Here is a 15,479-nt window from a genome sequence, read left to right on the forward strand (position 1 = left end):
CAAAGCCAAATATAAAATTCCCAAAAGAATATGGATAGACTGAAAATTGTGGAACCTGAAAATTACATCTTTGAAACTTCTATCAAAGTCAGAGTTTCAGACCTAAACTATGGAAACCACCTGAGCAACGACGCCTTTTTACGTTTTGCACATGAAGCCAGAATGCGATTTTTTAATCAACTCGGATATACCGAATTGAATATTGAAGGCTTGGGAACAATAATGGCCGATGCTGCGCTTCAGTTTAAAGGACAGGGCTATTTTGGTGATGAGATTGAAATCAGCATCGGAATTGGTTCACATTCTAAAATGGGATTTGACCTTATTTATAAATTCAGCAAAGCAAATCTTGCTATTGCAATGATAAAAACCGCAATCCTCGGTTTTGACTATGAAGTAAATAAAGTCAAGCCGATACCTATTAAATTTTGGAATAAAACAGGTATAAAAAGTGAGAGCTGATCAATTCAGGTTTTCAATGACCTGTTTCAGAGATTCGCGAACCTCTGAAGCTATTGGTCCTAATTTGTCATTTTTAACTGATTGCATTGAAGCTATAGGATCTACAGCACTGACCTCTACATTTCCATCTTCATGTTCTTCTACGATTACATTGCATGGCAAGAAAACTCCAATTTTATCTTCAGATGTTAATACTTTGTGAGCAAAATGTGGATTGCATGCTCCCAAAATCTTATAATTTTTAAAGTCTACGTCGATCTTCTTTTTAAGGGTTTCTTTGACATCGATTTCGGTTAATACCCCGAAACCGGCTGTTTTTAATTCACTGATAACCAATTCAATAGCCTCATCAAAAGATTTTCCGGGTAGTGTTTTATTAAAGTAATATGCCATTTTTTTAAAATTTAAATTTTTGCATTCTATGAACAGAACTGTTCTGGCTTGAAATTGGTTTTCGAATTCCTCGAATTAGAAAGTATCTTTGCAAAATGGTCATTTCCGATAAGAAAACAGATATAAGAAAAATTAGCCTGGCAGATTTGAGGGAGAAGCTTGCCGCGGCCGGCCAGAAACCATTCAGGGCTAATCAAATCTATGAATGGCTTTGGCAAAAGTCCGCAACTTCATTTGATGAGATGACCAATCTTTCAAAGGATTTCAGGGACAAGTTGAATCAGGAGTATTTCATTTCGCCCGCAAAGTTGGAACAGGAGCAATTTAGCAATGATGGTACCATCAAATCAGGGATAAAACTAGCCGACGGAAATATGGTGGAAAGTGTGCTTATTCCCACTGACACAAGGATGACCGCCTGTATTTCTTCCCAAATTGGTTGTTCTCTGAGTTGCAAGTTTTGCGCTACAGGTTATATGGAAAGAAAACGGAATCTCGATGCCGGAGAAATTTACGATCAGGTGGTTTTGGTCAATAAGCAGGCGATGGAGCATTTCAATATGCCATTGAGCAATATTGTATTCATGGGCATGGGAGAGCCGCTTTTAAATTACAAAAATGTATTGGAAGGAATCGACAGGTTGTGCAATGAAGACGGTTTAAACATGTCTCCCAAAAGAATAACAGTATCGACCGCTGGAATAGCCAAAATGATTGAAAAACTGGCAGATGACCATGTAAAATTTAATCTTGCACTTTCGCTTCATGCCGCAAATGATAAAAAAAGAGCGGAAATAATGCCCATTAATGAGAGCAATAATCTGGCAGTACTAAAAAAAGCGCTCTTGTATTTCTATGAGAAAACAGGCAATAAAATCACCTTTGAATACATCGTTTTCAATAAATTCAATGACAGCATTCTCGATGCCAAAGAACTTTACGATTTTGCGAAGAACATACCCAGCAAGATCAACATCATCGAATACAATCCTATTTCAGAGGCCGAATTCACCAATACCACAGAGGATAAACTGGATATTTTCGCCAATTTTCTTAAAGAGAGAGGATTGATTGTGAATGTAAGACGAAGCAGAGGAAAAGATATTGATGCTGCCTGCGGACAATTGGCCAATAAGAATTAGGAATTTTCAATTACGATTTACGAATTGGAGGTCGCATTATGCGACCACCATTTTTTTATTCTATAATCAATTCTACATCAGAAATTCTAACCTGAAATTCTTTAGGATCTGTTTTCAAATCACATTCTACTAAAACAGTCCTTGACGAGGTAATTTTTCTCACAATCCCAATTCTATCCGGTCCGGGTCCTATGTATTTAATATAATCACCAATTTTTAGGCCATCAGAATTGTAAACTTTTTTTGTACTGATACTGTCAATGGGCATGGAGCTTAAACGATCCAGAATATTGCTTCTGTTTTTCTGAGATAATTTTTCAGTACGTTCTTTAACTTTTTCCGGGCTGCTATCATAAAGCTTTAAAATTTCTAATAGCTCTTCATATGTCGTCATCTCCATTAATCGAGGATAAAGTCCAAAATGATCTTTAGTCATTTCGGCGAGCTTTTTCTTACCGTAATCATCTGATAAGTTGATATACTCAATTGGATAATCAATAAATTGGAAATAATCAATACCCTTTAACCTATACGGAAGTGGTCCTAAAAAAGTGGCGGTGTTAGTATCTTCGGATAAAAGACCTGTATAGTCATCACCTTTAATGTAAACTCCTGAAACATATAAATCTGGCATATTCGCGCGATAACTTCTGTAAAAATTCAATGAACCCTTATGAACAACTTCAATCAAATTATCAGCAACATTTGGTAATCCTACCAGAGGTTCATCTACAAAAACACGTTTAATTCCTTGTAAATCAATAAAATCAAGGTATTCAATTTCACTTATATGGATCTGAAAATCCTTACCATCTATTCCAGTAAAATCAATATTTTTTCCAAGCACATCTAAGTCTCGAATAAGGTTTTTATATCTACTCCTTCTACCAACCTTTAGTACCATATCAAGAGTATCAGGATCATTTTTTAATACCAAATGTGCTTCCAATTCCTCTTTCTGAGCATATGAATCAATTGAAATAAAACAAAGGATAATAAACTGGCAGATCACCAAGGATATGAATACTAAATTCTTCATTTTTAATTATTAATTATAAAAATGGCTCCTGCATTTCCACATGAGCCATTCTTAATTCTTAATTCTAAATTCTTAATTTATTTATCGTCGTCCTTCTTTTTTCCGGATTGTTTCTTGCCGGAATTAGCGATAGACTCTCTCATATCCGTATCGGATTCAATATTTCTGAGTTTGTAATAGTCCATCACACCAAGATTTCCCTGACGGAATGCTTCTGAAAGTGCTTTAGGAATCTCAGATTCCGCATCGATCACTTTAGCACGCATCTCCTGACTTTTGGCTTTCATTTCCTGTTCCTGTGCCACAGCCATGGCCCTTCTTTCTTCGGCCTTAGCTTCAGCTACTTTTAAATCGGCACTTGCCTGATCAATTTGAAGTTTTGCTCCGATATTTTCTCCTACATCTACATCAGCAATATCTATAGAAAGTATTTCAAAAGCAGTGCCTGCATCTAAACCTCTTTGCAATACGAGTTTTGAAATCTTATCCGGGTTTTCCAACACCTCTTTATGCGATGCTGCTGAACCTATGGAAGTCACAATGCCTTCACCCACTCTGGCCAAAATGGTATCTTCTCCTGCACCACCCACCAATTGCTGAATGTTTGCTCTAACGGTAACCCTTGCAATGGCAATGAGTTGAATTCCATCGGCAGCAACCGCTGCAACTTTAGGCGTAGTGATCACTTTTGGATTAACCGATATTTGCACAGCTTCAAACACGTCTCTACCGGCCAGGTCTATAGCCGTACACTGTTTGAAGGTTAAATTGATATTGGCCTTATCCGCTGATATCAAGGCTCTGATGACATTGGGCACATTTCCTCCGGCGAGATAATGGGTTTCAAGATCGGAGGCCTTTAAATCCCTTTTTGGAGAGTCCTCGGTATCGGTCACTTTAATACCCGCCTTTGTAGATGTAATCATCGAATTGACGATAATTGATGGTGGCACTTTTCTGATTCGCATAAACACCAGCTCCAGCAAACCAATCCTCACCCCGGAAAATATGGCGGTGATCCACAAATTTATCGGGACGAAATAAAGAAATATAAATAGGAGTATTATGGCTCCTATGAGCATGAAAATAGTAAATAGACCGGTACCCATTTATTTTATGTTTTAGGTTTTACAAATATTTTTCTGTTGTCAATTTTCTCAATTACAATCCTTGTTCCACTTGTAATGAATTCATCGTGGGCAAAGACTTCATATTCAAGCTCTCCAAATTCCGCCTTACCCGAAGGTCTAAGATATGAAATTGAAACACCTTCCTGTCCCACTTCGAGATTAATTTTTTGCTCTTCATTGAACCTGCTTTCAGAACTGGATTTTAAGGCAAATTTATCCCAGGATTTAGATCGCAATGAAAAGACTACAAAGACAATACTGACAAGCAATGTGGAGATTAAGATTATAGTTCCGGTACTTGTACCGAAATTCTCATAACCCATATATATTCCAAAAAGAAGACAGGCAAAACCAACAATACCAAAAATGGTTGTGCCGGGTATGAAAATCAATTCTACTATCAATAGCGATATTCCAATTAGTATTAATCCGATTACTGCTGCCCAATCCATTTTAATATGCTTTGGCGAAAATAACTTTTTGTTTGGAAGTTTTGCCTGTGACTACACATTTTCCCTCTTTGCCATTGGAATCCAATGGAATACATCTCAAGCTTGCCTTGGTATCATTTTTTATTTTATCCTCCGTTTCGGCCGTTCCATCCCAATGGGCCAGAACAAATCCTCCCTTTGTATTGAGAACCTCTTTTAGTTCATCATAAGTTTCAACCTCATGCGTATTTTGCTTTCTAAAATCCAAAGCTCTTTTATAAATATTGTTTTGTATCTCTTCCAGTAGTTTTACCACATCATCACTCAATTGGTCGAGCGAAATAAACATTTTCTCTTTGGTATCCCTTCTGGCCACTTCTGCCTGATTCTTTTCCAAATCTCTCGGGCCGAGAGCAATTCGTACAGGCACACCTTTTAATTCGTATTCTGCAAACTTCCATCCCGGTCTTTCCGTGTCTCTGTCATCAAATTTGAAAGAAATTCCTTTACTAAGAAATTCTTTTTCCAGTTTTGAAACCACTTCTTTAATTTTTTCAAGATCTTCTTCATTTCTGTAAATAGGGACACAAACCACCTGGATAGGGGCGAGTTTTGGTGGTAACACCAATCCGTCGTCATCAGAATGCGCCATAATCAAAGCGCCGATTAAACGCGTAGTAACACCCCAGGATGTTCCCCAAACGAGCTCTTCTTTTCCTTCTTTGGTCGCAAATTTTACATCAAAAGCTTTTGCAAAATTTTGACCCAGATAATGTGAGGTGCCTGCCTGAAGTGCTTTTCCATCCTGCATAAGCGCTTCAATACAATACGTATCAATGGCACCGGCAAATTTTTCCGATTCTGATTTTATACCCTGAATTACTGGCAATGCCATGGTTTCCTCTGCAAATTGAGTATATACATTGAGCATTCTTTCGGCTTCTTCAACGGCTTCTTTTGATGTGGCATGGGCCGTATGCCCCTCTTGCCATAAAAATTCAGTTGTTCTTAAAAACAATCTTGTTCTCATTTCCCAACGCACTACATTAGCCCATTGATTGACCAATAAGGGCAAATCTCTATAGGATTGTATCCATTTTCTATAAGTGCTCCAGATGACTGTTTCAGATGTCGGTCTTACTATTAATTCTTCTTCAAGTTTTGCCTCAGGATCGGGAATCACACCCTTTCCATCTTCAGACGTTTTTAATCGATAATGGGTAACTATTGCACATTCTTTTGCAAAACCTTCCACGTGATCGGCTTCACGGCTCATATAGGATTTTGGGATAAAGAGAGGAAAATAGGCATTGACATGTCCGGTTGCTTTAAACATGTCGTCCAGGCCTCTTTGCATCTTTTCCCAGATGCTGTATCCATAGGGTTTTATCACCATGCAGCCCCTCACATCAGAATTTTCTGCGAGATCGGCTTTCTTTACTAACTCATTGTACCACAGGGAGTAATTCTCTTTTCTACTCGGTAATGCTTTGGCCATTTAGGAAAAATATTTCGTTTGGTATGCTATTTGCTACTTTTATTGTGTATAAGTTTTGCGGCAAAGATAAGTGATAGCTCGGATAAAACTTTTACTTAATAAGAATTGTGTTATAAGTGTAAAATGATGTCAATTATGAAAAATTTTCTGAACAAACTCATCCTTTTAATTTCAATGGTGATCCTTTACGGTCAGACATCATTTGCCCAAGAATATGATGATATGTATTTCTCTGCAAATGATAGAATGAAGGTAAAATATGCCGATGCAGAGAGCAAACCGCTTAATCAATATCAGGATTACAGTGGAAATTCAAGTAAATATTCAGATAACTACGACGGAACGGCAAGAGATGTCGATTCGGATCTAGTAAAATATTATAAAGACAAAGCTGAGGAAACATCCAATTCATATGCCATAGACAATGGAACTCAAAACCTTGCCGGTAATGATGGCTATTACAGCGATGAAACTTATGATTATGTCAGTTCTGATAATACGAATAGGGGAGGTACTGTAAATAATTACTACGGACCTACTTATTTATCTGATCCCTGGTATACCAATCCCGGTTTTGCTGTCAATACCGGATTAAACTGGGGTTATTATCCATGGAGACCTGTCAACTGGGGTTGGGGATTTGGTTGGAATTCCTGGTCTGGATGGAATGTTGGCTTTGGCTGGGGTTGGAACAGTTGGGGACTTTACGATCCATTCTGGGGACCTGGCTGGGGATGGAATAGCTGGGGTTGGAATAACTGGGGCTGGAGAAATGGCTATTATGGCTGGGGCGGCGGATGTTGGAATTGTTATCCCGGTTGCGGTGCATGGGGCGGCGGTGGAGTTATCATCAATAATAATGTTGGAATAAATAACAACAGCTTTTACGGGCCTCGTTATGCCAACCGAAGTACAAACGTAGTTCAATCAGGTAGTGTAACGAGAACAACCAGATTGGGTAATTCTGGTAAAACCGGAACGGTAGTCGGTGCAGACCAAAGCAATAAAAGAATTTCCAGATATACCAGGTCTTCTGCTGCTACTTCCAATACCGTGGAAAGAGCCACAAGAAATTCGGGTTCAACTGCAACTCGTGGTGAAGTTTCAAGAGCTGCGGCCACTCCTGAACGTTATAAAGATGTGAGCAGAGGAAGTACTTCGAGAAACTATGGAACAGCTTCCCGTAACGAAAATGCAGTGGACAGCAGATCTCAAAGAGCACAAGAAAGGTATAGAACTTCTACACCTTCAGTGCGAACTTCAAGCAGTCCAACAAGATCTACGGTTGAATCTGAGACCAGGTCATTCCCAACAAGAAGTGGCTCTGATGTAAGCAGAGATCCTCGACAGCAAAGGTATAGTAACTCTAACAGGAGTAATACCTATCAAAGAGCTGAAACAGGTTCAAATACAAGGACCGTTCCTTCAAGGTCTTCCGGTAATTCCGGCAGAAATTATGGAACGCCTTCGAGAAGTAGCGAATCATCAAGATCTTATGAGGCGCCTACAAGATCGGGCAACACCCCTTCAAGGACTTATAGCAAGCCTTCAAGGAGTAATACACCTAATAGAGAGTACAGAAGAAGCACTCCGTCAAGGTCGAGTACTCCGAGCAGGTCTTACAGCAGTCCATCGAGAAGCAGTACGCCTTCAAGGTCATATAGTACTCCTTCAAGATCAAGAAGCTCAAGCCCTTCAAGAAGCTATAGCTCACCGTCTAGGTCGAGCTCACCTTCACGAAGCTTTAGTTCACCATCGAGATCGAGTTCACCTTCCAGGAGTTTTAGTTCTCCATCAAGGAGCAGTTCTCCTTCAAGATCAAGTGGTGGAGGAAGCAGATCCAGTGGTGGAAGATCGAGAAGATAATTGAGAGGTTAAATAAAATTTAAGGTCATGAAAAAATTAAGCTTAAAATTAATAATACCAATGCTGTGCCTGTTTTTAGAGCTGCAGGCACAGGTTGATCCAAATTCCATAGGCTATTATCAGGATGCACTCAGATTTAGTTCTACTGATAGGGGCGGAACAGCCAGATTACAAGGTTTGGCCGGTTCAGGTGTTGCATTGGGTGGAGATTTATCGTCAGTAATTATCAATCCTGCTGGCCTTGGATTTTACAATCGATCTGTTTTAAGCATTACTCCACAGATTTCATTCCGTGATAACACTGCGAGTTTTCAAGGACAGGATAACGTGACTTTTAACGATAAGTTTTCGGTGGGTCAAATAGGAATATCCATAGACCTGACAAAATCAGATATCGAAAAAGGGGATTTCAGAGGCGGTTCTTTGGCTTTTTCATTTAGCAAGAGAAACGATTTTAATGAAGAGATTGAACTCGTTGGGGAAAACTATCAAAGTTCAATAGTGGATTATTATCTGGAAAGCGCTCAGGGAATTTATACTTCAGATTTATATAGGGAAAATAACGGAGAACAAATTCCAGCAAATCCCATTGGAATGGCTTATGATGCATTTCTATTTGATATTGATATCAATGCCTGTAATGACCCTGCCGATTGCAATATATATGAACGTTTTTATGCATTCGAACCAATGCGCCAGAGAGAATTGATTAGAACTACCGGAAATCAAAATGAATGGACCGTTTCATACGGAGGGAACTTTAAAGATCAATTCTATTTTGGGACGAAATTGGGTATAGCCTCGGTGAATTATTTAATTGAAAGAACTTACAATGAAAGGGCACTCGATCAAGGGACAGATGCACTTCGAAGTACCACTTTAAACGATAGACTGGAAATTGATGGAACAGGATTCAATCTGGGACTGGGTTTTATCTACCGTCCAGTTGATTTGTTCCGTTTTGGACTCAACTTTGAAACCCCGACTTATTATGCCTTAGAGGAGGATTTTGATGCAGATTTATCAGCTCAATTCAATAATTTCTTATTTTATGAAGATCCGAATAATCCTGACAACAATTTCTATTTGAATAATGAAAGTTCAAGCCTGCCCAATGGTTTCTTTAATTATCGTTTGCGTACGCCCATGAAGGTAAACTTCGGTGCAGCCATATTTGCGAGCAAGAATGGCTTCATAACTGCCGATGTAGAATACCTCGATTACAGCAGGTCTCGCGTAAGTTTTGAAAGTTTGGGAGGCGATGAAAGTGCCGATAACAGAAGCATACAGAATATTTACGATCGCACCTTTAATTTTAGAGTGGGAGCCGAATACCGTGTTGATGATTTTAGATTCAGAGGTGGCTATGCCAATTTAGGTGATCCATTCAAAGAAAATATTAATCTTGTCGATCAGTCGCGTCAAAGAATAAGTGGTGGATTGGGCATGCGTTTACAGGATTATTTTTGGGATGTAGCCTTGATTCACGAATGGTGGAATGAAGGGTATACATTGTACAATTTACAAAATGGCTATGCACCGGCAGCGGAATTCAAAAAAAACCTGACCACATTGGCAATTACCGGCGGATTGTATTTTTAAAAGAATCGGGTATAACTTTTAATATGGAATGAATATCAGAGGGTTGATCTACTATGCGATCAGCCCTTTTATAATGTTCTTTTCTTTTTTCAAGCAAGATTTCCAATTGTCTTTTCAGGTCTTTTTTAGAGTCAATTAGTGGTCTTTCGAAAATTTTATTTCCCAGATTTTTAACAATAGTATCGATTTTGGTATTTATCCAAATACTAAAACTTTTTTCTTTTAACAGCTTAAAATTGCTTTTGCTACAGGGTGTTCCGCCACCCAAAGAAAGAATAATTCTCTTATTGTGATTTAGTAAATGATTGAGTGCCTTTTCTTCTTTTGATCTGAAATAGGTTTCGCCATTTTGATTTATCATTTCAAAAATTCTCAGACCGGATTCTTTTTCAACAAATTCATCAAGATCAATGAAATCCAATGATAGGACTTCTGATAATTTACGGCCCCAATAGGTTTTACCGGCTCCGGGCATCCCCCATAAGCTCAGTATTTTCTTATCAGAAATATTAACCAATGACTTTGGCCAATTTATTTTTAGAAGGGGTATCCCTGAAATGCCATTTTTCTAAAATGGTGCCCTCTTCGATCAATATCAAACCAGGGTTGGACCGGATCATTGTTTTTAGTACAGTCGCATCGCCGTAGTATACAGGTATATCCGGCAGACCAAGTTCTGTAAATGTATTTTTTACCTCCTGACCATCCGAAGAGGTAATGATCATTGTTTGAATATTCAGATTTGGCAATTCAGGTGCCAGGTCTTTAAGTTTTTTATAATTTTTAGTCTTTGTTTTATTGATATCGCTGATGATGATCATCATTTTTCTTCCGCGAAAAGTCTCTTCGGTATAATCGCCTTCATCATTCCAAATGCTGTAGTCGGTAATCTTGGGCTGAGCTTCCGGATTAACAAGAACCATATCAACATATTTAAACGAAGGGTCACTGGGGTATTCCATCATCTCAACTTGCTCACCATCCTTTTCCATGATGTATTTGTATTTCAACGGCTCGGAGGGCTGCATTGCTTTTTCAATATTGGTTCCCACTTTATAGGCTCTGAAGTCCAAAAAGGGTAAATGTCTTATGGCAATGACAGCAAGAAAAAAACTAATAACCAGAGAAATCGCAAAAAATGCATTGCGTGTTCTCTCTGGTAGATTGGGTTCAAGCTCATTCTTCCTGAAATACAACCAAAGTATCATTATCAAAAGAACAATATCCTTAATAAAACTTTGCCACGGATTAAGAGGTATGGCATCGCCAAAACAGCCACAATCTGTGACTTTATTAAAATAAGCAGAATAAAAAGTCAAAAAGGTAAAAAATACGATAAGCAAAAGGGTCAAATTGATTGTGATTTTGGCCCCGTGTTTGGTCAATAAATTTATTCCCAATACAATTTCAAAGAGACAAACAATAACCGCTATTGTTAGTGAGAAAGGGATAAAATAATGGAATATCCCTGCAAAATCGTTCGAGAATACTTCAAAGTATTCTGATAATTTTATCGAGAACCCAACAGGGTCATTGATTTTAATAAGCCCTGAAAAAATGAATAACGTCCCAACAAAAACTCTGAATATGCTTGTAATCCACTTCATTTATGTAGGTAATTTAATTTAATAAGTGCAAAAACAGAATAATTAATTATATCCCTATAATTGGCATCCACACCTTCAGAAACAAGGGTTTTGCCTTTTTGATCTTCAATTTGTTTAATGCGCAATAACTTCATCAAAATTATATCTGTAAAAGAACTAACCCGCATTTCCCGCCAGGCTTCATCATAATCATGATTTTTATTCTCGAGAAGCGATTTTGTTTGCGTTGACTCTTTATCAAAATTTTCCAACACTTCTTCAACGCTTAAATCAAGCGTTTCGTTTTCATGCATGGAAATCTGGATCAGGGCTATTATGCAATAATTAATAATGCCCACAAATTCTTCATAAATATTATCTGCAACTTTTTGTTCGCCTTTGGTCTCTATCGATCTAATTCTTTGCGCCTTAATAAAAATCTGGTCGGTGAGTGAAGGTAAGCGGAGAATTCTCCAAGAAGTGCCATAATCTCTTGTCTTTTTTTCAAACAAGGCTTTGCACGATTTAATTACCTCAGTATATTCACCGGCGGTATCTTTTTTCAAAATATCCTCTGTTTAAATTGAGTCACAAAGTAAGTCAAAAGCTATGAATTACAGTATTAATACCCGAGGAAAGATCATGCTTTTTGACAAACCCAGAATTATGGGAATTCTTAATGTTAACGATGACTCTTTTTTTGTGGAAAGCAGAGTAAAAACTGAAAAAGCACTTTTGAAGAAAGCTGAAAAAATGTTTTCAGAAGGGGCAGATATTCTTGATATCGGCGCTCAATCTACCAGGCCGGGTGCAGAAGAAATTTCACTGGAAAGCGAAATAACAAACGCAGTTTTCGCAGTAAATGCTGTTAAAAGTAAATTTCCCGAAGCGATCGTTTCAATAGATACCTATAGATCGGAAGTATTAAAAGCGGCTTATGATTGTGGTGCTGATATATGCAATGATGTATCCGGTGGCTCATTGGATGAGAATATGTTTCCGACCTTATCCGATTTAAAAATTCCCTATATCCTGATGCACATGAAAGGAAATCCTCAAACAATGAAAGATTTAAATAAATATGAGGACATGATTTTGGAAATGATTGAGTATTTTAAAGGAAAAATTCAGCGATTAACCTCTCTGGGAATCCACGATATTATCATAGATCCCGGATTTGGATTTGCCAAAAATATCGATCAGAATTTTTATCTTTTAAGGCAATTGAGAGCTTTTGATTTGTTTGAAAGGCCTCTTTTGGTGGGGATTTCAAGGAAATCAATGATTTTTAAAAGTTTGGGTATTGAAGCCGATGAAGCGCTGAATGGAACTACGGCATTAAATATGCTTGCATTAGCACAGGGAGCGAATTTATTGCGAGTTCATGACGTTAAAGAGGCAAATGAAACTATAAAATTATATCTTAAATACAATAGTGATAGCATTTATTAAAATAGGATTTTTAAATTTTACTCTGGTCGATTTTATCGACATATTTTTGGTGAGCCTATTGCTCTATCAGTTGTATAAACTGCTACGCGGTTCTGTAGCAGTAAAAATTTTCATTGGTCTTCTTTCAATTGTTTTGTTATACCTGATTGTAAAAGCGGCAAAAATGGAGCTTCTGAGTTCTATACTAGGCCAGTTTACCGGGGTGGGCGTATTGGCGGCGATTATATTATTCCAACAGGAAATTCGAAAATTTCTTCTCCTGGTTGGGAAAACTACCATCTTCAATAATGAAAACTTTCTCTTTGTCTGGCCCTGGAACAAAAGGGCACAAATGCGCTATTTTAACATTACCCCAATCATTGAAGCTGTAAAAACTATGGGTGGTTCAAATACAGGTTCACTTATTGTATTCAGCAAAAACTCAGAACTAAAATTTTATGCTGAATCGGGGGATATACTCGATTCTGTTCTTTCAAAACGGCTTTTGATTTCCATATTCAATAAGTACAGCCCACTCCACGACGGTGCCGTAATTGTTTATAAAAATCGCATTAAGGCTGCCAGATGTGTTTTGCCGGTTTCTGAAAATGATTCCTTACCTGCATCTATGGGTTTAAGACACAGGGCTGCTCTTGGTATGTCGGAAAATACAGATACATTAGTATTGGTGGTTTCCGAAGAGACGGGTCAATTTTCTATTGCAAGAAATGGCAAAATATATTCAAACCTTTCTCCTACTGACATTCGATATCGATTGAACAGATATCTGTTTGAAGAGGAAGAGGAAGAAGAAAAAGAAGATGAGGAAGGTGGAAAAGAAGTGCCATTGTTTACAGAAGACAACAGCACTTCATCATCGGAAGAAAACCCCTCTCAAAGCAAAGAGATCTGATCATTTGAAGAACTTTTCAAGCTCTTCTTCATCCATTTGAATAAATTTTATAAGATTTTCGGCATCATCCCGAAATTCATGATCCGGGTATTTTGCGATGAATAGCTTTAATTGATTGATGGCATTAAGGGTGTCGCCCATGTCGTGTAGAGCATTGCCCTGATAAAACAACATCATTGCGCGATTTTTATACTTTGGGTATTCATCATAAATCCTTTGATACAATCTCGCTGCTTTGGCTTTGTCATTTACCATTCCATCAAATATCTGAGCTGATTTAAATAAATAAGAAGGTGTCAGTGAATCATCCGGGAATTTATAGGTGAAAATCTCATATTCTTTTACCGCACCCAGCGCTAACTGAATGCTTGGGTTTTCAGCGGATTCAATGCTCGTTCTGATTTCAGATTCAAAACTGTCGATTTTAAGAACATGTTTGTCCCTAATACTCATTTCAGTCTCTTTTTCCTTTGAACAAGCTGCTATACTCAGAAAGGTCAGTAAAAAAATTATTAATCTCATATTTATTTAATCACATTTAATTCTTTACCAATTTCAATAAATGCATTTATGGCTGTATCGAGATGTATTCTTTCATGGCCAGCTGAAATTTGAACCCTGATTCTGGCCTGGCCTTTTGGCACTACTGGATAGAAAAATCCAATGACGTAAATCCCTTTGTCCAGTAATTTTTCTGCAAATTTTTGTGACAATGGGGCATCGTACAACATGATGGGGACAATCGGATGCTCTCCGGGTTTCAAGTCAAATCCTGCAGCCTCCATTTTCGATCTAAAATATTTTGTATTTTCTTCCAGTTTATCCCTCAATGCCGTACTTGCTGAAAGTATGTCAAATACGCGTATAGACGCACCTACGATGGAAGGTGCTAGGGTGTTTGAGAATAAATAGGGTCTTGATCTTTGTCTTAAAATCTCAATAATCTCTTTTTTCCCCGAAGTAAATCCACCAGAGGCACCGCCCAAGGCTTTACCCAAAGTTCCTGTAATGATATCGACACGATCCATACAATTTCTGAATTCGTGAACGCCTCTTCCTGTTTTTCCCATAAAACCGGTGGAATGGCATTCGTCCGTTAATACCATTGCCTCGTATTTTTCGGCGAGATCACAAATTTTATCTAATTGAGCAATGGTTCCATCCATCGAAAAAACGCCATCCGTTACAATAATCTTCTGCTTACAGGAGGAAGCGTCTTTTAATTGTTTTTCAAGATCTGCCATATCATTATGTGCGTATCTGAATCTTTGAGCTTTACAAAGCCGAACACCATCAATTATAGAGGCATGATTTAAAGCATCTGAAATAATGGCATCTTCAGGACCTAAGAGGGGTTCAAAAACACCTCCGTTGGCATCAAAGGCTGCTGCATAAAGGATAGTGTCTTCAGTACCTAAAAATTCAGATATCTTTTTTTCCAGTTCTTTATGGATATCCTGTGTTCCGCAGATAAAGCGCACGGAAGACAGGCCAAAACCATGGCTGTCTATGCTTTCTTTGGCTGCCTTGACCACTTCCGGATGAGAGGAAAGCCCGAGATAATTATTGGCGCAGAAGTTAAGTACTATTTTACCATTTGCCTCAATCTCTGCAGCCTGGGGAGTGCTGATTACTCTTTCTTTTTTGAAAAGTCCCTCATCTTTAATTTTTTGAATTTCTTCCTCTAAAACACCTTTAAATTGACTGTACATTATCGCTTGAATTTAGGTTTAATAATAGGTTTTGGTGATCTATTTAAGGTTGAATCTCTTTCTTCTTCCTTTTTCACCAGTTTATATTTTCTTCTGATTTTATTGATAAGAAATAGTTTTCTGGCTTCAAAACTTTTTGAATGCATTTTAGAAAATTCTTCTTGCCATAAGGCATTCATCTCCGGTTCATTTTTTTCAAATGATTCCTTATCAATTTTCTTACTGATCAGAAAGCTTTCGTAATCCATGAAAATAAAAATCCAAATTTATACAA

17 protein-coding genes are annotated in these 15,479 nt (G+C 37.9%); 6 read left to right on the forward strand and 11 right to left on the reverse strand.

Annotated features, from left to right (window positions below; all coding sequences use genetic code 11):
* Positions 1 to 30: 30 nt before the first annotated feature.
* Entirely contained in the window at positions 31 to 462 is a 432-nt protein-coding gene (locus HZR84_11700; protein ID QNL22576.1) for a thioesterase family protein, read from the forward strand.
* Here the strand turns inward: HZR84_11700 and HZR84_11705 are convergent, their stop codons facing one another.
* Positions 463 to 855, reverse strand: a complete 393-nt coding sequence (locus tag HZR84_11705) for a DUF302 domain-containing protein (GenBank protein QNL22577.1) — start codon at positions 853 to 855, stop codon at positions 463 to 465. It lies immediately after the preceding gene.
* Between the two features lie 95 nt (positions 856 to 950).
* Between HZR84_11705 and rlmN the strand changes: the two genes are divergently transcribed.
* Entirely contained in the window at positions 951 to 1,997 is a 1,047-nt protein-coding gene (gene rlmN, locus HZR84_11710) for a 23S rRNA (adenine(2503)-C(2))-methyltransferase RlmN (GenBank protein ID QNL22578.1), read from the forward strand.
* 55 nt (positions 1,998 to 2,052) lie between these two features.
* Here the strand turns inward: rlmN and HZR84_11715 are convergent, their stop codons facing one another.
* The 4 genes from HZR84_11715 to HZR84_11730 form a co-directional block, all read right to left on the reverse strand.
* Positions 2,053 to 3,036, reverse strand: coding sequence for a hypothetical protein (locus HZR84_11715; GenBank protein QNL22579.1), 984 nt, complete (start codon positions 3,034 to 3,036; stop codon positions 2,053 to 2,055).
* A gap of 77 nt (positions 3,037 to 3,113) precedes the next feature.
* Positions 3,114 to 4,145 carry a flotillin-like protein FloA gene (gene floA, locus HZR84_11720; GenBank protein QNL22580.1) on the reverse strand — a complete coding sequence of 344 codons (1,032 nt, stop codon included), beginning with the start codon at positions 4,143 to 4,145 and terminating at the stop codon, positions 3,114 to 3,116.
* Between the two features lie 5 nt (positions 4,146 to 4,150).
* The gene (locus tag HZR84_11725) at positions 4,151 to 4,618 is read right to left on the reverse strand and encodes a hypothetical protein (protein ID QNL22581.1); all 468 of its coding nucleotides are present in this window, start codon (positions 4,616 to 4,618) and stop codon (positions 4,151 to 4,153) included.
* A gap of 1 nt (position 4,619) precedes the next feature.
* Entirely contained in the window at positions 4,620 to 6,095 is a 1,476-nt protein-coding gene (locus HZR84_11730; GenBank protein ID QNL22582.1) for a proline--tRNA ligase, read from the reverse strand.
* Between the two features lie 135 nt (positions 6,096 to 6,230).
* Here HZR84_11730 and HZR84_11735 point away from each other — a divergent pair, with 135 nt between their 5' ends.
* Entirely contained in the window at positions 6,231 to 7,961 is a 1,731-nt protein-coding gene (locus HZR84_11735) for a hypothetical protein (protein QNL22583.1), read from the forward strand.
* 27 nt (positions 7,962 to 7,988) lie between these two features.
* A complete protein-coding gene (locus tag HZR84_11740) occupies positions 7,989 to 9,563 on the forward strand; it encodes a hypothetical protein (GenBank protein QNL22584.1) in 1,575 nt (524 codons plus the stop codon).
* On the opposite strand, the gene HZR84_11745 is transcribed toward HZR84_11740, so the two are convergent.
* From HZR84_11745 to HZR84_11755, 3 genes are read right to left on the reverse strand one after another with little or no spacing between them, the layout of a single operon-like run.
* Positions 9,541 to 10,080 (reverse strand): shikimate kinase, encoded by a 540-nt coding sequence (locus HZR84_11745; protein QNL22585.1) that lies wholly within the window; start codon positions 10,078 to 10,080, stop codon positions 9,541 to 9,543. The two genes, HZR84_11740 and HZR84_11745, sit on opposite strands and share 23 nt — an antisense overlap.
* Positions 10,073 to 11,170 (reverse strand): DoxX family protein, encoded by a 1,098-nt coding sequence (locus HZR84_11750; GenBank protein ID QNL22586.1) that lies wholly within the window; start codon positions 11,168 to 11,170, stop codon positions 10,073 to 10,075. The genes HZR84_11745 and HZR84_11750 overlap by 8 nt, the downstream gene beginning before the upstream one ends.
* Positions 11,167 to 11,715: a DUF1599 domain-containing protein gene (locus HZR84_11755; protein ID QNL22587.1), complete on the reverse strand. Its 549-nt coding sequence runs from the start codon at positions 11,713 to 11,715 to the stop codon at positions 11,167 to 11,169. Before HZR84_11755 ends, HZR84_11750 begins: the two co-directional genes overlap by 4 nt.
* A gap of 43 nt (positions 11,716 to 11,758) precedes the next feature.
* On the opposite strand from HZR84_11755, the gene folP reads away from it, so the two are divergent.
* Positions 11,759 to 12,601: a dihydropteroate synthase gene (gene folP, locus HZR84_11760; GenBank protein ID QNL22588.1), complete on the forward strand. Its 843-nt coding sequence runs from the start codon at positions 11,759 to 11,761 to the stop codon at positions 12,599 to 12,601.
* Positions 12,585 to 13,493: a TIGR00159 family protein gene (locus tag HZR84_11765; GenBank protein ID QNL22589.1), complete on the forward strand. Its 909-nt coding sequence runs from the start codon at positions 12,585 to 12,587 to the stop codon at positions 13,491 to 13,493. Before folP ends, HZR84_11765 begins: the two co-directional genes overlap by 17 nt.
* On the opposite strand, the gene HZR84_11770 is transcribed toward HZR84_11765, so the two are convergent.
* From HZR84_11770 to HZR84_11780, 3 genes are read right to left on the reverse strand one after another with little or no spacing between them, the layout of a single operon-like run.
* Positions 13,494 to 14,015, reverse strand: a complete 522-nt coding sequence (locus HZR84_11770; protein ID QNL22590.1) for a tetratricopeptide repeat protein — start codon at positions 14,013 to 14,015, stop codon at positions 13,494 to 13,496.
* Between the two features lie 2 nt (positions 14,016 to 14,017).
* A complete protein-coding gene (gene kbl, locus HZR84_11775; GenBank protein QNL22591.1) occupies positions 14,018 to 15,205 on the reverse strand; it encodes a glycine C-acetyltransferase in 1,188 nt (395 codons plus the stop codon).
* Positions 15,205 to 15,453, reverse strand: coding sequence for a hypothetical protein (locus HZR84_11780; GenBank protein QNL22592.1), 249 nt, complete (start codon positions 15,451 to 15,453; stop codon positions 15,205 to 15,207). The genes kbl and HZR84_11780 overlap by 1 nt, the downstream gene beginning before the upstream one ends.
* Positions 15,454 to 15,479 lie beyond the last annotated feature (26 nt).

The sequence above is a fragment of the Hyphobacterium sp. CCMP332 genome (genome assembly GCA_014323545.1).
In the GTDB taxonomy this organism is placed as follows: Bacteria; Bacteroidota; Bacteroidia; order Cytophagales; family CCMP332; genus CCMP332.